Annotated in this window: 16 protein-coding genes and 1 tRNA gene; 4 read left to right on the forward strand and 13 right to left on the reverse strand. The window is 65.2% G+C overall.

Going from position 1 to position 17,492, the window contains the following annotated elements:
- Positions 1–9 precede the first annotated feature (9 nt).
- On the reverse strand, positions 10–1,338 hold the full coding sequence (gene nrtL, locus OG194_RS14615; protein ID WP_327401289.1) for an ArgS-related anticodon-binding protein NrtL: 1,329 nt from the start codon (positions 1,336–1,338) through the stop codon (positions 10–12).
- Positions 1,339–1,556: 218 nt separating this feature from the next.
- Positions 1,557–2,027, reverse strand: coding sequence for a response regulator (locus OG194_RS14620; RefSeq protein ID WP_327401290.1), 471 nt, complete (start codon positions 2,025–2,027; stop codon positions 1,557–1,559).
- A 207-nt stretch (positions 2,028–2,234) separates the two neighbouring features.
- Here OG194_RS14620 and OG194_RS14625 point away from each other — a divergent pair.
- A tRNA-Arg gene (locus OG194_RS14625) sits at positions 2,235–2,306 on the forward strand.
- Between the two features lie 626 nt (positions 2,307–2,932).
- On the opposite strand, the gene OG194_RS14630 is transcribed toward OG194_RS14625, so the two are convergent.
- The 7 genes from OG194_RS14630 to OG194_RS14660 all read right to left on the reverse strand — a co-directional run bounded on the left by OG194_RS14630 (position 2,933) and on the right by OG194_RS14660 (position 8,437).
- The gene (locus OG194_RS14630; RefSeq protein ID WP_327401291.1) at positions 2,933–4,321 is read right to left on the reverse strand and encodes a tyrosine-type recombinase/integrase; all 1,389 of its coding nucleotides are present in this window, start codon (positions 4,319–4,321) and stop codon (positions 2,933–2,935) included.
- The gene (locus tag OG194_RS14635; RefSeq protein WP_019060844.1) at positions 4,318–4,521 is read right to left on the reverse strand and encodes a helix-turn-helix transcriptional regulator; all 204 of its coding nucleotides are present in this window, start codon (positions 4,519–4,521) and stop codon (positions 4,318–4,320) included. The genes OG194_RS14630 and OG194_RS14635 overlap by 4 nt, the downstream gene beginning before the upstream one ends.
- Positions 4,511–5,872: a replication initiator gene (locus OG194_RS14640; RefSeq protein WP_327401292.1), complete on the reverse strand. Its 1,362-nt coding sequence runs from the start codon at positions 5,870–5,872 to the stop codon at positions 4,511–4,513. Before OG194_RS14640 ends, OG194_RS14635 begins: the two co-directional genes overlap by 11 nt.
- A gap of 358 nt (positions 5,873–6,230) precedes the next feature.
- Positions 6,231–6,521, reverse strand: a complete 291-nt coding sequence (locus tag OG194_RS14645) for a hypothetical protein (RefSeq protein WP_327401293.1) — start codon at positions 6,519–6,521, stop codon at positions 6,231–6,233.
- A gap of 44 nt (positions 6,522–6,565) precedes the next feature.
- Positions 6,566–6,760 carry a hypothetical protein gene (locus OG194_RS14650; RefSeq protein ID WP_019060840.1) on the reverse strand — a complete coding sequence of 65 codons (195 nt, stop codon included), beginning with the start codon at positions 6,758–6,760 and terminating at the stop codon, positions 6,566–6,568.
- A gap of 13 nt (positions 6,761–6,773) precedes the next feature.
- Complete coding sequence (locus OG194_RS14655) at positions 6,774–8,096, reverse strand: FtsK/SpoIIIE domain-containing protein (protein WP_327401294.1); 1,323 nt, start codon at positions 8,094–8,096, stop codon at positions 6,774–6,776.
- A complete protein-coding gene (locus OG194_RS14660) occupies positions 8,096–8,437 on the reverse strand; it encodes an SCO3933 family regulatory protein (RefSeq protein WP_266772555.1) in 342 nt (113 codons plus the stop codon). The genes OG194_RS14655 and OG194_RS14660 overlap by 1 nt, the downstream gene beginning before the upstream one ends.
- A 204-nt stretch (positions 8,438–8,641) precedes the next feature.
- Here OG194_RS14660 and OG194_RS14665 point away from each other — a divergent pair, with 204 nt between their 5' ends.
- On the forward strand, positions 8,642–9,382 hold the full coding sequence (locus tag OG194_RS14665; RefSeq protein WP_327401295.1) for a GntR family transcriptional regulator: 741 nt from the start codon (positions 8,642–8,644) through the stop codon (positions 9,380–9,382).
- Between the two features lie 781 nt (positions 9,383–10,163).
- Positions 10,164–13,109 (forward strand): tetratricopeptide repeat protein, encoded by a 2,946-nt coding sequence (locus tag OG194_RS14670; protein ID WP_327401296.1) that lies wholly within the window; start codon positions 10,164–10,166, stop codon positions 13,107–13,109.
- A gap of 413 nt (positions 13,110–13,522) precedes the next feature.
- Here the strand turns inward: OG194_RS14670 and OG194_RS14675 are convergent, their stop codons facing one another.
- From OG194_RS14675 to OG194_RS14685, 3 genes are read right to left on the reverse strand one after another with little or no spacing between them, the layout of a single operon-like run.
- Positions 13,523–13,843 (reverse strand): hypothetical protein, encoded by a 321-nt coding sequence (locus OG194_RS14675; RefSeq protein ID WP_327401297.1) that lies wholly within the window; start codon positions 13,841–13,843, stop codon positions 13,523–13,525.
- 4 nt (positions 13,844–13,847) lie between these two features.
- On the reverse strand, positions 13,848–14,168 hold the full coding sequence (locus OG194_RS14680) for a hypothetical protein (RefSeq protein WP_327401298.1): 321 nt from the start codon (positions 14,166–14,168) through the stop codon (positions 13,848–13,850).
- On the reverse strand, positions 14,158–14,694 hold the full coding sequence (locus tag OG194_RS14685; RefSeq protein ID WP_398852571.1) for a bifunctional DNA primase/polymerase: 537 nt from the start codon (positions 14,692–14,694) through the stop codon (positions 14,158–14,160). The genes OG194_RS14680 and OG194_RS14685 overlap by 11 nt, the downstream gene beginning before the upstream one ends.
- A 429-nt stretch (positions 14,695–15,123) precedes the next feature.
- Between OG194_RS14685 and OG194_RS14690 the strand changes: the two genes are divergently transcribed.
- Positions 15,124–16,371, forward strand: a complete 1,248-nt coding sequence (locus tag OG194_RS14690) for a hypothetical protein (protein ID WP_327401299.1) — start codon at positions 15,124–15,126, stop codon at positions 16,369–16,371.
- 22 nt (positions 16,372–16,393) lie between these two features.
- Here OG194_RS14690 and OG194_RS14695 read toward each other — a convergent pair whose 3' ends face one another.
- On the reverse strand, positions 16,394–17,320 hold the full coding sequence (locus OG194_RS14695) for a phosphotransferase family protein (protein WP_327401300.1): 927 nt from the start codon (positions 17,318–17,320) through the stop codon (positions 16,394–16,396).
- Positions 17,321–17,492: the final 172 nt, after the last annotated feature.

The following is a 17,492-nucleotide window of genomic DNA, read 5'->3' on the forward strand; positions in this document are numbered from 1 at the left end:
TCGTGGCGCTCAGAGGTGTTCGGGGGCATCGATGCCGAGCAGGGACAGGCCACCGGCGAGCACCGCCCCGGCGGCTTCGGCGAGCGCGAGCCGGGCACGGTGGGCGGCCGAGGGTTTCTCGTCCCCGAGCGGCAACGTGCCGGCGAGCAGAGGAAGCGTCGCGTCGGCTACGGCGACCAGGTGACGGGCGAGCAGGTCCGGGGTGCGGTGGGCTGCCGCGCGGGTGAGGAGGCGGGGGTGGTCGGCGAGGTGGGTGAGGAGGGGGGTGGGGTCCGCGGGGGTGGGGGGGGCGGTGCCCTCTCGTACGTCGTGTCGTACGTCTTGTTGTGTGTCCTGTCGTACGTCGCCGGGTTCGGCGGTGAAGCCGAGGTCGGCGGCGTTACGGCTGACGGCCCGGGTGCGGGCGTAGGCGTAACGGACCCGGAAGAGAGGGTTGCTCTCCCGCTGCACGAGATGGTCGGCGGTGAGACGGGGCCGGTCGTGGGCCGCGGGGTGAAGGAGGGCCCAGCGGGCGGCGTCACGGCCGAGGGAGAGGAGTTCCGCGGGGTCGGGGGCGGGCACGGGCCGTACGTTGACGTCGAGGGGGGCCGGTGCCGCCGGGGTGCCGTACGCGTCGACCCCTACACCGAGGACCGTCGTCCACTCGGGCTCGGGCCGGGCCTCGCAGCTGGTGCGGACGAGGGAGCCCTGCGAACGCAGGAGGCGGGCGACGACCTCCATGACGACGAGGGCGCGGGGGTCGTGAGGGGCGTGCAGTTGCACGAGGTACGGGATGGGGGTGTGTTGGCGGCTGAGGGGGTTCAGGCTGCCGGAGGCGGGCTGGCAGGTGGGCGCGTCCGGGCTGCCGGAGGCGGGCTGGCAGGTGGGCGCGTCCGGGCTGCCGGAGGCGGGCTGGCCGATGAGGGGATCCGGGCTGCCGACGGCGGGCTGGCCGGCGGGGGCGTCATGGCTGATGCCGGCCGCGGCCTTGTCGACGTACCCGTACCCGTACCCGTACCCGTACCCGTACCGCGGTCCGCGCCGCAGGATCTCCTCGACGAGGGCGGTGGACGCCGTACTCCCGAGGCTGATGTTGAGGAACCCGGGCCCGGTGATCTCGACACCGCTGACGCCATGCGCACCGGCGAGATGCGGCCGCAGCAGCTCGGCGACACGGCGGGGCGTCTCCCCCGCGGGCCGGGCGAGCTGGAGGGCGATGTTGGTGGCGTAGTCACCCCACCCGCCGGCCCCCGGCACGGTCACCGACACCTTCTCCGGTACGGCGACGTGCAGCTCCCCGTCCTCGACAGCACGACGCACCGCGCGCAGCACGGTACGGGAGAGCTCGACGGGGGTCACGGGACAAGCGTATGGGAGGAGGGGGGTGGGTAGGCCAGCCGGTTTGTCTGGTGGTCCGGGATGTGGACATGACGGGCACGGGGCTGACGGGATGGAGCGGGCGCTGCATCCGCGGAGGCGGGTCTGTATATACGGGGAGCAAGTAATAGAGGGAGCAAGTGAGGGGACCTACAAGTAGTGGCGACAAGTGGCGAGCCGTAGGCAGTCTCGTCTCGCCCTCAGCCGCCGCTACGCCCGCCCCGCCCAGCCCGCTCACCCTCACCGGCGCCGGCACCGAAGGCACCACCGAGGGAGAGACCGTCAGCCGGATCATGCGGGCCCCGCGGGTCCCGCGGCTCACGTCGCCCCCGCTCGATCAACTGCCGTACCAGAGCGATGAGTTCGGCAGGTTCGAAGGGCTTGGCGAGAAACGCGTCGACGCCGACATCGAGCCCGCTGTCGACCTCGTACTGGGTACAGGCGCTGACGATGGCGAGGGGCAGATCACGGGTCCGGGGATCGCTACGCAGCCGAGCGGCGGTACGCAGCCCGTCCAGCCGAGGCATGACCACGTCCAGGGTCACGACATCGGGCCGCACTTGATGAATCACGTCCAGACACTCGGCACCATCGGCCGCGGTCACGACCTCGAAACCCTCCAGCTCGAGATTGACCCTGATCAACTGCCGGATGACCTTGTTGTCGTCCACAACAAGCACCCGACCCGACGCGCCTGGCACAACTCCGAGAGTAGGTCCGGACCGGCCACCGCGTCCGGGTTTTCCCCACTTCCACCCCCTGCGAGCGACCCACCACCCCTCACTGCCCACCTCCCTGACCACCGAGAAACCTGTTCATGAACACCGGTAGGGAGCTGGTAGGGTTCTACCCGTCGCCGCGATCACCGCGACGGACACGCCCCCGTAGCTCAGGGGATAGAGCAACGGCCTCCGGAGCCGTGTGCGCAGGTTCGAATCCTGCCGGGGGCACCCCTTATAAGGTGCCCAAAGACCCCGCGATCAGCGCTTTAGCTGAAGACGGGGTCTTCGCGTGTGTGCAGGCGGATGCCGCTGAAAGCAGCCGTTTGTCAGTGATCACGTAATGACGACGTAATGATCTTGAGGGCTTCGTTGCAGGTCAGCAGTGCCACCTCACGGAACCTTCGCTCGCATCAAGCTGGACGCCACGAGATCACTCGTCCTTGCTCGCCATACCAACGGCGACCAACGCACCGACAGCAGCGATCACAACCGCACCAATCAGGTAGGGAGGGGCGGCATTCCGGCACCCGGGCCACCGGTGGAAGGCCGCAGAAATCGCCGTCCCACATGAGTATGTGGCTCCATCTACATCGCTAGTGAAACTGACCGGCAGTAGCGCGACAATAACGGCAGCAGCGCCAGCGACTACGGCGACGAACTTGGCGCGAGCACGAGGGGGCACCAGCGTCCTCTCAGAGTGAACCCAAAGCCGCCAACTCGGACGGCCAGAGTGATCGTAGGGCTCCAGTCAGTAGTCCAGAGTCGCCTTCGTGATTCCCGCAACGCGACTCCCTGAGCACGACGCGAGCCCCGAATCTTTCCAGGGCTCGCGCCCGCTGGTCCTGCGGACCGTTTCACTCTTTGGGCTTGTCCTCCTCCCCCAGCCCCTTCAGAATCCGGTCGTTCATCTCCTGCTCCTGTCCGTCGATGCACTTGGCATAGATCTTCAGAAGGACGTCGACCGAGTGACCGGCACGGGCCGCCACCTCGGGAGCAGGGACACCGGAGTTGAGCCACTGGGAGACGCCCGCGTGACGGAGGTCGTACGGCCGGAAGGCCAGGACCGATGACACCTGATGCGGTATGAGCGCCAGTTCCCGAGCCTGTTTCCACGCTCGTGAGTACGACGAGGCCGCGATCACGTTGCCCCGCTCGCTGGAGAACAGCCGGCCGTCCTTCGCCGTACCGAACTCCTTCAGGTGCTCGCGGAGCAGTCGCACCAGCGGAGGCGGAATCGGCACGATGCGCACTTCACCGCTGGCCCGTTGCTTCAGGCCGCGTCGATCGTGGGCTTCCCCGGAGTCCGTCCACGCCTTCCCGGCCGTGGGACGGGTCTCCGCCAGCTCAATCCGCCCCCAGCCGGACGACGGAAGTGTGCAGTCGGAGCGGCGGAGTCCCAGCGCCTCGCCTGGCCGCATGGCCGCGTAGTACAGGCACCCGAAGAACGCTTTCAGCCGTCGGCCGCTCGCACGCTCATAGCCACCAACGTAGGTGAGGGCGGTCAGCAGTTCGCGAGCCTGCAGAGGATTGACCACCACTCGACGGTCAACCTCCTGCACCGCACGCTTGCCTCGCTTACGCCGCACTCGGCTCAGCGGGTTGGACTGCAAGTGCTCCAACTCCACTGCGTATTCAAGTGAGTTGAAGACCACCGCCCTGCGTCGGCGGTACGTCTGTGTCGCCGCAGGTTTGCCGTCCATCCTCCGGCCCAACCCGTCGATCAGCTCATGCACTCGCGCGATCTCCTGCAACTCACCCACGGGGAGCGAGGCCTTCTCGATCCACCGCACGGCCGCCGCGATCTCTTCCGGCCGCTCTCGTTCCCTGCGGGAGACTGGCAGGACGTACGAGCGCAGTGCCCTCCGCAGCATCTCGGGACCGGGCCGCCCCCTCCCCGGCTTGACGAGGAGAGGAACGGCCGTCGCCAGGGCATCGGTCATGCTGTCCCGTTGCTTCGCCGACGCCTCCGCCCAGCGCGCTGCCACGTACTTCACTGCCAGGTCGAGGAACGACAACGCCGCTTTCCCACCGCGGAGCGAGTCAGGCAGACCGGTCACTGTGTCGAACGGTTCGCCCTTGTCGGCGGCTCGAAGCAGCTTGGCCCGAAAGCGGTCAGCGAGCGCCTTCGTCTTGTGCGACTCGTGGAACGGCTCGCCATCCACGGACCAGCGGACGAGGTACGTCGGCTTCTTCGCGGAGCGGTTGATACTCAACTTCCAGATGACGACCTTGTACGACTTCACGACGCGGCCCCCTCCGCACGCTCCGCCAACCAGTCGTTGAGGACGTCGCGGCGGACCCTCAACTCCCCGTTGGGTAAACGGATACAGGCCGGCGCGAGGCGCAGTTCCCGCCAGCGATAGAAGGTGCGCCGGGAGATCCCGCCCAGCTCTTCGAGCACCTGCCGCACGGTGAGCAGTTCGGCCGTCTTCTCACGCGCCATGAGGACCACCGACCTCCCGTACGGAGGCCGCCAGGAGGGCCGCCTCCGGCGAGTAACCACGGCCGGCGTAGCGCCACTGCCCGACGGTGACGGTTGTCCGCCCGCTGATACCGAGGGCGGTCCGCTGCTCCTCCGCACGGTGTTCTGCACGCGCATCACGGAGTGCGGTCAGAGTCGTCGAGTAGCGCCGTGACTTGGTGGAGAAGTGGCCGCCGTAGCCGAGCATGTGGGCCCAACGGCGCAGCCCCAGAGGCTCGAAGGGAGGCAGACCGCCGAGCCACCAGCACGTACTGATCATGCGGAGGACGTGAGCCCGTACCGGCAACATGACCAGTTCCCGCGCCTGGTGAATCCGACCGTCGACCGCACCAGCGGACTCGGCACCCTTCGTGGCGTACTTCGCGATGTAGCCCGCAACAGCCGCGGAGGTCAGCCGCTCCCCCGCTCCGAACGCCGCGATAGGCCGCACGTCGACCTGTTCGCCGAACCGCAGCACGCGAGTGCCGACGACATCCACGCCAGGAGCGATGAGCCGCACGCGACCGACGACCGCCTGTATCGCGTCCATCAGCAGAGCCGTTGTGGCCCAACCGGGCGGAGCCGAGGCCGGTCCATCCGGTCCGTCGAGGCGGACCACGACATGGAAGTGGACCAGGCCCCGCCGCTGGTACTCGGCCACCTTCGCGTACGACAACCGGGCCACGTCTCCGAGTTCGGTACGGGACAGCCCAGCCCGCCGCGCGACCTCGCGACGCAGCTCCAGTGCGAACCGGTGCCACAACTGACCGGCACACGCCTGCCAGAGGACAACCCCGGCATAGTCGTAGCAGCGCGGGCACAGAGGCTCACCGAGACGGGGCTCACCCTCTGCGTGTCGCTCATGGCATCCGACGAGCGAGCCATGCGGGCAGCACTCCCCCGCCTTCCGGGGACGGCACGCCCGTACATGCCCCGCACGCTCACGACGGGTATGAACCGGCCCGAAGCCCGGAGCGGTGAGTGTGGCGAACACCCGAGGGTGCCCGGTCACCGCCTCCGTGACGTTCTTGCCGCCGACCAGTCCAGCCCGGATCAGTTGATAGGTGTCGGCTCGGTAGAGGCGGGAGCAGGACGGGCAGACCGATGCACGCCGGTTGCCGCATGCGGTCAGGAGCCGACCGCCGTAGACGTCCGACGCGTACGAGAACAGGGCCTCGCCCGTGGTCGTGTCGACGACGGTTGCACCGCCGACCAGGTGGATCGGGTTGGTGCAGCCGGCGAGGCTGACGATGTTGCGCCGCCAGGCTGCGAACTCCGGCTCTACTGCTCTGGTGAGCAGGGCAGCAACGTTCTTCGGCAGGGGTGCCGTCATTGCCGACCACCGCCTCCGAACGCCTGCCCCATCACGGCGGCGATTGCTTCCGTACGAGTCTTGGCGCTGAACCGGAGTGTCGGGTCCGTGAGCCAGAGTGCAGCGGCGTGTGCCGGGCACAGATGCCGCTCGAAGCCGTCGAGCCCGACGAGGACGATCTGTTCCCGTCCGTCGCAGGTCGACACCTCAGAGTCGACGACCCTCAATTCGCACTCGGGCAGAGGGGATTTGCGCGATCGATGCGCGGTGGACAAAGTGTGAGTACTCCTTTCACTGCTCACGTGGCGGATGGAGTGGGTTCCTGACGGGGTCGGGTTTGGCGACTTCGCGCCCCGTCGGGAGCCCGTCATACGGGCGATCACTGCTGTTCCTTGGGCGGGATCGCGACGACGCTGTACGCGATCGGTCCGAAGGCGCGACGTGCGTCGTAGTAGCCCTCGCCGAGGTCTTCCACAGGGACGTCGAGCGGAGCGGCGACGTGTTCCGCGCCCTCCCTGCGTGCGGTGGAGTCAGCCGCGTCGACGAAGACGCCGAACGATGCGTTGCGCGGTACGAGGACACTGGGGTTCGCGGTGAGGAAGTCCGCCAGCTCGCGCAGGCCGGCGATGAACGCAGCCCTGTCACCGGAGCGGATTTCGTACGTGGACATGGCTCGCCCACCTCTCTGTTGTTCGGAGATCAGGTGAGGTCGCTTCAGAAGCGGAGTTGGCCGAGGAAGCCGCTGACCGCGACGAGGACCGCCTGAACCACCGGCGCGGCCACGGTCTTTGCCACCAGGAAGCCGAAGGTCCCGCAGAGCAACGTGTCCGCCCAGCGCAGGTAGCGGATGCGCAGCAGGAACCAGATGAACAGGCCGAGCAGCAGTACGGCCGACATGGACACCAGCACGACAGCCCCCCTCTCACTTGGCCGCGGTGAGCAGTTCGGGCAGGACCGGGGCGAGGTGCGCGTACTCGGCCGCGATGGCTTCCGCGTCCGCCTCTGTGACCAGGTGCGAGCGGGCGCGTTCCCAGCCGTCGCCGGAGGCCAGCACGGCCGTACCGGCCTGTTCCGGGGTGATGGCTTGTGCGGCCTTGAGCGCGTCGGGATTGAGGTCGCCGAGCGCCATTTCCGCCGTACCGGGATCGGCCACTCGGTGGCACACGCGTCCGCCGAGTTGGGCACGCAGTGCCGTGACGCCCGGCCCCAGGTCGGAGCCCACCCGTTGGCCGGCCACGACGAGGAACACCCCGAGCGCAGCGCCGAGTTGAGCAAGTCGGATCAACGCCGTACCGGCCGCGTGCGCTTCGTCTTTCTCGTTGCGGCTCGCGACGAGGAACAGTTCCGCGATCTCGTCGACGATCACGACGACAGGGACCGGGCGTTCCTCCTCCGACAGACCCCAGATGTTGCGTACGCGGGCCGCCCGACAGACAGTCATGCGGTCGAGGGTCAGGTCGACGAGCGCCGCCAGGAGCCGAACCGCTTGCTCACGATTGGTCGCCAGGGCGGACAACCGGGGTTCGTAGAGCGACAGTTCCATGCCGCCCTTGCAGTCGATGCCGACCAGAGCGACCGGTTGCGGAGCCAGACCCGCTACGAGTGCGTTGATCAACGTCGACTTGCCGGACCGGGTGGCACCGACGATCAGCCAGTGCGGCACGCGGCGCAGATCGATGACCCAACCGGCACCGGTCTCCAACACACCCACGGCGACTCGGAGTAGCTGAGCGGGCCCACGCTGCTTCGGCAACCGAGGAGAGGCCAGTGGATCGGCCACCGAGGCGGCGATCCGTACAACTCCCGGCTTCCAGGAGGTGACCCGCACCCCATGGACCTGCCAGCCCTCCGCCATGGCGGGCCCCGCCTTGACGAAGTCCTCGGGCACCTGTCCCGGCAACAGCCGTACCAGCAACCAGAATCCGCCGCCCGTCGGACGTATGAGCCCGTGCCGCGGGACACGCGGCTGAGGCGGAGGCGCTCCGTTGCCGACGAGCCCGGACACCACGGTCAGCGCCGGCCGACGGCTCACGGCGAGTCCGCACCCGGCCATCAACGGCCGCCAGGTGCGCACCACTTGGACGACCATGACCGGGAAGCCGAGTAACAGCCACCAGGCCACGGGGTAGCGGCGGCGCAGGGCCGGGCCTGCGAGAAGCAGACCCGACACCAGCACTGCGGCCACCACCAGAACCCAACTCGGCCAGACCGTCCCGGCCGAGGAGGTGGAGGAAGCCAGCATCATCACTGCCCGGCCCCCTTCCCCGCCGGAGCACTCAGGGGCCGGATCTCTGCCGCACGGAATGCGACCCCGTGCCGCCCGTCGTTCTCCCACGGCGTGGCGACCAAGTCCCGTACGGCCACGGGCATACCGAGCTGCACACCGGCCGGTTCGCCGGCGACGCTCACGTTCACCACGTCCGCCGATGACCCGGCCATCAGGCAAAGACCGACCTGGTACACGGTCTTGCCGGTGTCACGGTCAACGCGAAGCTGACCGGTCTCGCGATTCGCAACCCGCGGAGCCGGGGGTACGGCACAGATGATCCCCGTGAACTTCGCGGTGTCGATCGGAAGGCTTGCCACTGATCTGAACTCCTCATCTCTGGCACCCGAAAGCCAATCCTTCGGGTTGCTAGACCACCCGTAGTACGGGTGACCGGAGTCCAGAGTGCGACCCGTAGTACGGGTTGTCAACCGCCTTGTGATGAGAGAGGCTGTCTACGCACGTGGACGAACTGTCCACGCAGACGCACAGCCGAGAGACGATCACGGCCACGGAGGGCCCGCATGCCGCCGAAGAACACGCAGCCGAAGTATCGGCAGATCGCCGACTACCTGCGCGAAGGCATCCTGAACGGCACCTTCCCCGCCGGCCAACCGCTCCCCTCCGAGGAGGCGTTGGCAAAGCAGTTCGGCGTGACGCGTCCCACAGTCCGTCAGGGCCTCACAGAGCTACGGGCATCCGGCCTGGTCGAGGTGATCATGGGCCGAGGCACATTCGCCCGCTCACCCCAGAGCCGCCCAAGCCTCACGCGCCCGCGCGGCGTACGCCTGGCCCCCGACGGGCGGTACATGGAGGCCGACGGCATCCAGTGGACGAACGGCGAGCCACCGGTAGCCACGCGCACGGACGCCCCCTTGGCATTGGCGGATCTCCTCCGCATCCCGCCAGGCGAGCCGATGTTCACGTACGACGTGTTGCAGACCGCCGACCACGGCCGCCTCCGCCAACTCCACCGCACCTACGTGCCGTTCTCCGTCCTGGTCGACACGAAGTACGAGGAGGAGGCACCGCCGCCAGCGCCAGAGCTCTACGTCGCGCTCGCCGCGTTGGGCCACGAACTCCACTTCACGGAGTACATCCGCACCCGCATGCCCCTACCGGACCAGGCCCAAGCCCTCCGCCTGCCCGAAGGTGTCCCGCTCCTGCATGTCATTCGCGTGACGCTCGCCGAGGGAGACAAGCCGCTGGCCCTAGAGGAGTTCCACCTTCCCGGCGACGATCTGGAACTGTCCTTCAGGCTGTAGCCGAACCTCAGTTGGCTCAGACTTTCTCCACGTCATCAAGGCGGCTCGCTCCGCTCACCGCGCGCGGCCCGGTCGCTGAGCGGGCCTGCGCTCCTGCCTCCGCCCCGGTCCGGGGCCCGCGTCGAGCAACGCCAGAGGCGCTCATGCACATAAAGCCTGACTGGATTGACCAGTCAGCGCGGTCCCCGATCAGTCGACCTGAAGTGCCGCGAAGAGCCAGGTTGTGCTAGTAGCTGACACCGGGTGCGACTTGTGCTGAGCTAGTGACAGAGATGCGATCAGGGGGACTTGAGTGTCAACAACATCAAAATGGCTCACCGCCGTTGGCGTAGCCGTCCTAGTACTCGCAGCATCCACAGGTCTGGCCTACGTTCTGGTTCCGGGTGATGTCTCGAACCGGATTGCCATTGGCACAGCAGTCGGCAGCGTAATCGGCGGGCTCGTCGGCGCTTGGGCTCCCGGCTGGGCAGAGCGCAGGGCGGAACCAAGCAATGCCAATCAGCCCGAAGATCAGCAAGCTCAGTCCGACCCAGCACCCCCTCCGACTCAGAGCATCGGTGGATCTGGGTTCAATCTATCTGCTGGCGATGGCGGCCAAAACTTTCAAGGTGCCACCTTCAACTTCGGGACGTCGTCAACTTCTACACCTCCGCACGCTGAAGGGTCGGAGGTGGTTCGCCCAAAAGTAATCAGGCTGGGGGAGATCCCGCGTGAGCCACCGGGTTACCAGCTTCGCAGCGCACTCCTCCAGCAATTGGAAGTAACTGCAAGAAGTGAGGGCTTGGCGATCGTCCAGGCCCTCACTGGGCTCCGCGGAGTCGGCAAAACCCACCTAGCAGCAGCGTACGCTCGAATGTGTTTGCAAAATAACTGGCCCGTAGTCGCTTGGATCACTGGCGAAAGCTCTGACCAGATCGTTAGCGGCCTATCTGTTCTTGCATCACGCTTGGGCCTATCAGATCCAGATCACGATACCGCAACAGCCGCAAGGGCGGCTCAGTCGTGGCTTGAGATCACAGACGTGCCAACACTGCTAGTTATCGATAACGCTGAAGATCCTGGTGATGTCCTCCCTTGGGTTCCCACCTCTGGAAGCGCCCAAGTCATCATAACCACCAATAAGCATTCCTTTGAAAATGCAGCACAAGCCATCAGCGTCTCCACTTATACTGCGGATCAGGCGATCGAATACCTAATCCAACGAACGGGGATTGAAGATATACAGGGGGCGCAATTTCTGGCAGAGGAGGTCGGATACCTACCCCTCGCCCTCGCGCAAGCGGCTTGGCTCATCAAGATTCGAGGCTATACTTATTCACAATACCTCGAAATTCTAAATACTACGCCAGTCGCAGAAATTCTACAGGCCGCCCAAGGTGATACGTACCCTCACGGGACTGCACAGACCGTTCTTCTCGCAGTCGAACAGGTCGAAGCCTCAGCGCGCGACCGCACTCCCCGGCAAGTGCTTGAGGCGCTTGCACTACTCCCCCCTGCAGGCGTGAAGCGCTCTTCACTCTCAAGCGTGTTTCAGGATGTCTCGCCTGCCAAAATAGATCGAGCACTCGGCGATCTCGCTGATGCATCGCTCATCTCCTACAGCGTAGATCGTTCTACCGTGATAGCCCATCGACTCGTTCAACGCATCATCCGCGATCACGGCGCAGCCACAGGGTCATTAATGTCCATTGGCGAGAAAATAGTTCAACATTTCCTGCATAGCCGCATTCCACAAGATCACTCGTGGCAGAATCGAGTAGAAGGATTCCAATTGGTCGAGCAGATAGCGGTCACATCAAAGTACCTACAGGTGCCGCTTGCTCGACACAATAAGGACCTGGCGCTGGCTTTAATAGAGACTCGCACCTGGTCTTTGCGTTATCTCACTGAAGTCAGTGATGGCGTAAGAGCAATTTCAATGGGCGAGCTTCTTGTCACGGATTGCAAAAAAGTTATCGGAAACTCTCACCCAGCAACGCTAGCAGCTCGGCATAGCCTCGCCCACGCTTACGGAGAGGCGGGGTTCAAGGATAAGGCGCTCATCCGTCACCAGGAATTACTCGAAGCCTATCGTGCCACCTACGGACCCCGTCATCGCGAGTTCGATCGAGCCCGCCACTGTCTAGCCACGGCTTACAACGCTGAAGGGCGTACTGTCGAGTCTCTCTCACTCCACCAAACAGTGCTAGAAAGCCGTGAGAAGTCTCTAGGATCAGATCATCCAGACACGCTGGCATCCAGACATAGCCTCGCGCACGCTTACAGCTCAGCCGGCCGACACGCTGACGCAGTGAGATTCCACGAGCACGTATTGGCTGACCGAGAGAGGCTCTTCGGGGCTAACCACCCGTCCTCTTTTGAAGCCAGGCATTGTCTAGCGGCAGCCTATCGAAAAGCCGGGCGTTCGGATGATTCTCTGGCACTCCATCGAAAAATCTTGACCGATCAGGAGAACTTTCTGGGCCCCGATCACCCTGATGTGTTCGATGCCCGCGAGGGGCTCGCACGCGCCCTTAATGCAATGGGGCGCGGTGACGATTCAGTTGCGCTCCTTAGGTCAGTGACAGAAGACAGAGCCCGGGTCTTTGGGTCTGATCACTCAAATTACCTCACCTCCATGCACAACCTAGCTTCCGCTGTAAGCGCCAATGGGAAGTACAACGAGGCCATCGATCTATACAGAAGCACTCTAACTGATCACGAAAGGATACTCGGTTCAGAGCATCCCAGTACGCTCATCGTCCGACAGAGTCTGGCGAATGTTTTAAGCAAAGCCGAACGGCACAGTGATGCCATCGCTTTGCAAACCGCCGTGGCCGGAAAGTACGAGAAGACGCTCGGTCCAGAACATCCACGAACATTAAGCGCAAAGCACAAGCTTGCCGATGTGTACCACTCGGCTGACAAAATTCCAGAAGCAGTCAGTCTTCTTCGATCCGTGCTAGCCGATAGACGCCGAGTGCTCGGTACTGATCACCCGGCGACGCTGGAGACACTGCATAGCCTCGCTCATGCACTTGATGGTGCAGATCAGAAATCTGAGGCCCTGGATCTTCATCGCGCGTTCGCATCTGACCGGGAGAGAGTCCTGGGCGGGGATCATCCTCACACCCTCCTGGCCCGTCATTGTCTTGCCAATTCCTACAATTCTATGAGTCTTATCGAGGAAGCGTTGAAGCTACACTATTCCGTCCTAGCTGACCAAACACGAGTACTCGGCACAGACCATCCGCATACTTTGAGTTCTCAGCACAGTCTTGCTCACGCACTCACTTCAGCAGGTAAGCACTCAGAAGGCTTGGAATTACACAGGAAGGTACTGTCTGACCGTGAACGTATACTTGGGTTTGACCACCCAAGTACCTTGGAAGCGCATCGTTGTCTTGCTTCAGCTCTTAAGGATGCCGGGCGCCTAGAAGATGCCATCTCGACTCACGAGGCTGCTCTAAAGCGCCATGAGGACGTTCTTGATGCGGATCACCCTGCCATTTATTCAATTCGCTACACTCTTGGCAAGATGTACGCATCCAATCGCCAAGAAGATAAAGCGCTCGCCCTGCTCAGTAGCGTATTGGCCTACCGTGAGCGTGTCCTCGGCGAGGGCCATCCAAGCACTCTGCTCGCGCGGCGCGCCCTCGAAAATATCAACCAGGTGACGCGAAAAAGGTCCGGCCGAGTTCCCTTAACGTCCAAATTCATGCCGCGACGCCGAGGAGAAACACAGTGACGAGTTCAATCTTATTGACCGAGCGGTAAATAAGATTGAGACCGGCGCAGCCGTTCTGTCGACAGCAGCCGATCGATACACAGTGAAGAACAACAAGGAGGCTGGCCACATTTACGAACCGGGACTCCAACACCACTCCTCCGCTGGTTAGCGCAGCAACTGTCGCCAGATAACCCAAGCTTCCCGGGCTGTTCTCCCAAGGGCGGCACAGCTCTTGCCCTCCAGCGGGCCCCTTGCGACGTGCCTACGAAGTTCGGTGCTGTCGAGACAGTTCGGCCAAGTGGCGGCAAGCTACAAGTGATCGCAGCTTCCCAAGCTGATGTAGTAGTTGTCCTGCCGTTCGTCCGGGCTGCGGCGCTGGGGCGCCGGTCCCGGCCGAGCGGCAGGACAACCAACCGCCACCGAGCAGTGGTTCATGCCGCAGGAGCTTCCCGAGGCGAGAGCCGAGGCGCCTTCGTCGTCATGTCACTCGATTCCGCAGCGAGCCCGGCCGCAATCAACCTCGCCAGCAGCTCGGCCGCTTCAGGCCGAACGGTCCCGACCTGCACGATCCCGTCACCGAAGACGTTCACGTCGGCCGCCAGGCCGGCGAAGTCGGAGTCCAGGCCGAGCAACACGAGCTGATCAGCCAGGGTGCTGGCGCCTCGCCGTGCGCGGTTCCAGCCGCGTACGTAGGGCACGCCAGGGGACAAGTCCTCGGCTCGTTTGGCCACCACTCCGCGCCGGTCGGTCATGGCGTCAGGCCCTTCCCTCGTGTTCTTCGGCAATGGACGATCCGTGACTTCCGTCGTCTCCGTCTCGGCGGTATCCGCTTGCCAGCGCCAGGCGAAGGAGTTCTGCGAGGCGCTCGGCCGTGGCGGGGGACACTCGGCCCAAGTCGACGAGACCGTGTCCGAAGGCGTTCACGTCCGCGCGCAGGTAAGGGAAGTCCTTTTCCAGGCCGGCGCGAACAAGGACGTCGCGCAATGCAGTGGTCGCGTCTCGGGCCGCGTACCAGCCGTCGCTGTCTAGAGGTGACCACGCGGCAGCGTCGCGCCCGTGGGTCGGCTCATCCGGCATCTGTGGTCGTCTCCTCAGGGAGGGCAACGACCGCTGAGTAGGGCGTCGGGTACTCCTCGTCGAAGCGGTCCATCCGTGCCAGGAGTTCCGCGGAGGCGACCAGAACGGTTGCGAGGGCGACCGGGCGCCGCGGATTGGCTTCCGGTCGGCGGGTAGGTGCGCGAAGCCATTGGTAGCGGTCCTCGGACAGAGGGATGGCTCCGGGGACGACAATGGCGCAGCCGTGGTCGAGGTACCGGTACGACGGTGGCGATGACGTTTCGCGTTCGAGGTAGTACGTGAAGACCTCGCGGCCCTGCGAGCCCAGAAAGAAGCCGACTCGCTGCGCCCTCCGGTCGACGACCGCCGGCCCGAACAGCATGCCATTTCGTCGAAGACGGTCGAACATCTCCAGCCCGAGACGCTGGTCCACGCTCAGCACGTCGAAGAAGCGGCCGGTCGACAGCGCGCAGGGCCTCCGGGGATCGTCCGCCCACACTTGCCGACACTCGGCGGGATCGTCCGCTGCGGCGGAGAGCCACTCCATGCCACTTCTGGTCATCCTCTGCACGTCATCTCACCTCGGTCAGAACCCAGTTGCGGCCGCAATGCCGCCTGGTGTCCAGACTCAGGGGCACCACCCTGGTGAGGGCAGATGACGAGAGGTGACGGGGGATGACACGTCCCGAGTGCACGCGTCATCCCCCGTCACGGGTCAACAACCCGCGAACTCCGGTTACTTGCAGCGCGCACCGGTGAACAGCGCGTACATTCGGTCGAGAAGCCAAAGAATCGCGTGCCCCAGAAGTCGCACCCATGTACAAGTGGGGAGGGAACGGTCACGTCCTCGCTGGAGCCGATCAGCGTTCACTTACGGCAAGCCCGTGTAGGTCGCGGCTGGAGTCAGCCGCGGTTGGTACGGGAGCTGCGTCAGGTTGCGCTCCGCCGTGGCCACCACCTTCCGTCGGACGCCAGCGTGAAGCGCCGTATCGCCAGTTGGGAGAACGGGCACAGCACGCCGGACGACTTCTACGGTCCACTTCTGTGTGAGGCGTACGGACTCAGCGCCGCCGAGTTGGGGCTGAACCACGAGGGCCAGCGAGACACAGGACTCCTCGACGCCAGTTATCCGGCAAGCCCCGAAGGGGCAATCGAGACCGTCGGCCTGCTGTGGCGCGCTGATCTGAACCGGTACGAGCCCCTGTTACAGGCCGAGCCGTCCGAGCCCGCATGGAACGAAGCCTCGCTTCGGTGGCTGGTCGCACCCGAGCCAGCCTCTCCTCGGCAACATCGGGATGGAATGCGCGTCGGTTTCGGAGACGTGGCCGCCATCAAGACCACCGCGGACATGTTCGCCGAGTTGGACGACCGTTTCGGTGGCGACCATGCTCGGCACGCTGCTGTCCAATACCTCAGCACCGAAGTGACACCGCTCCTGCGCGGGCAGTACACCGAGCAGGTCGGGCGGGCCCTGTTCTCCACCGTGGCCGAGGCAACTCTCCTGGCCGGTTGGATGTCCTACGACGCCTGCCGCCACGGCTTGGCGCAGCGGTACTTCCTCCAGGCCCTCCGACTGGCCCAGGACGCCAACGACCGCCGGCTCGCCGGGAGCATCCTGTCCGCCATGAGTCATCAGGCGACGTTCCTCGGTCGCTACACCCAGGCCGCGACACTCGCCCGTGCCGCCCTGATGGGCATCTCCCCCGTGGCTACTCCGACACTGCGCGCCCAGTTCCACGTCATGGAAGCCCGCGCTCTAGCCCGAACTGGCGACGTGCGAGCCTGCGAAGCCGCTCTGAGCGCAGCCACCGGGGCGTTGGAGAGCCGGAACAGCGACGACGAGCCCGAGTGGATCAGCTACTTCGACGAGACAGAGCTTGCCGCCGAGGCCGCGCACTGCTTCCGTGACGTCAACAGCGCCTGGCAGGCCGTCTCTCACGCCGAGAACGCCATGAGCGGCAATCACGTGCGGAGTGACTTCTTCGCGACCATGGTTCTCGCCGACGCGCACCTACGTGCCGGCGATGTCGAGGAGGCGTGCAGGGTGGCGCTCGATGCGCTGGACCTCGGCGAACAGCTCAAGTCAGCCCGGTGTGTCAGCTACCTCGCCGAGTTTCGGCAGGGCCTAGCCGCCGTCGGCAACACCACGGAAGCGCGAGCCTTCACGGAGCAAGTCGGAGAGCACAGACTCTGGGTGGCTTCCGAGGCCCACGTCAGTGTCTGACTCCCGCGTGTAGGGCCGCCGCTCAGAACGGGCCCCACTCGTCTCGTCCCTCGCCGGTACGCAGTGAGCGCACGCGCCGCGCGAACTCCGCCGCGGAACGCTCGCTGCCGGCGACCTGGTGGCCGAGCCAGGACACCATCATCAGTTCACGGAGATCCGCCAAGGTCTCGTAGCCGGGCCAGTTCATCAGCTCGAAGCCATACCGGTGAACGAACTCGGCGTACTCAGCCTTCGTGTGCCAGCCGTACCGGTCGTAGAACATCGCGGTCTGGATCAGATCCCACTCGCGCGGAGCGAGCGCGAAGCCATCGAGGTCGATGAGCACCGCGTGACCGTCCCGGTGGCGGAGCACGTTGCCGATGCTCGCGTCCCCGTGAATCATCCCGAAGGGGAGGACGAAGTCCAGCCGGTCGTAGTCCTTGTGGAGCTTTGCGGCACGGTCCTCCAGGAACGTGCGGTCTTCCTCCGTGACGCCGTCCATCCGCCTCAGGGAGGCCGACAGATTCGCGAACGGATCGAAGTACGGGAGTCTCAGGGACTCAGGCTCCTCAAGCCAGTGAAGTCGGCGCAGCAGGTCGGCCAACTCGCCCACCGTGGCGTACTCCTCGTGCTCCTGAACGCTCTCCCAGAAGGTCACGACCCGACCGCCGACAACGAGCGGCTGCGTGATGCCCGCCGGCACCCGAGTAGCCGGAAGGTCTTCCGCCTCCAGCCATCGCGCCACTCGTACGGCCCGCTCCATGTCTTCGAGGACATCGAGGTCACGGGCAACGCGAACGATGATCGGCGACTTCGATAAGCGGTACACCGCGTTGGAGCCGAGCCTCAGCAACTCGGCACCGTCCGGGTCCAGTTGGGCCTTCGCGCACGCCTCGCGCAGGACAGCCCCGAGGCCCTCCTCCGTGAACTCCGTGCCGCCGTCCTGGTCCCCGCCGCTGCCCGAGATCATGCCTTCGACCATACGGCGCCGCCTCGCCGCTCGACAGGCCGCCCACGTAATAGGGACGTGATGACCTTGCTCAGCGGGCCCCACCGACGCCCCTCCCCCGCAGGTCAGGCCTACAAAAGCGTCACGGTCTCACCTGGGCTCCGGAGCCGTGTGCGCAGGTTCGAATCCTGCC

The organism is Streptomyces sp. NBC_01288, from assembly GCF_035982055.1.
Lineage (GTDB): Bacteria > Actinomycetota > Actinomycetes > Streptomycetales > Streptomycetaceae > Streptomyces.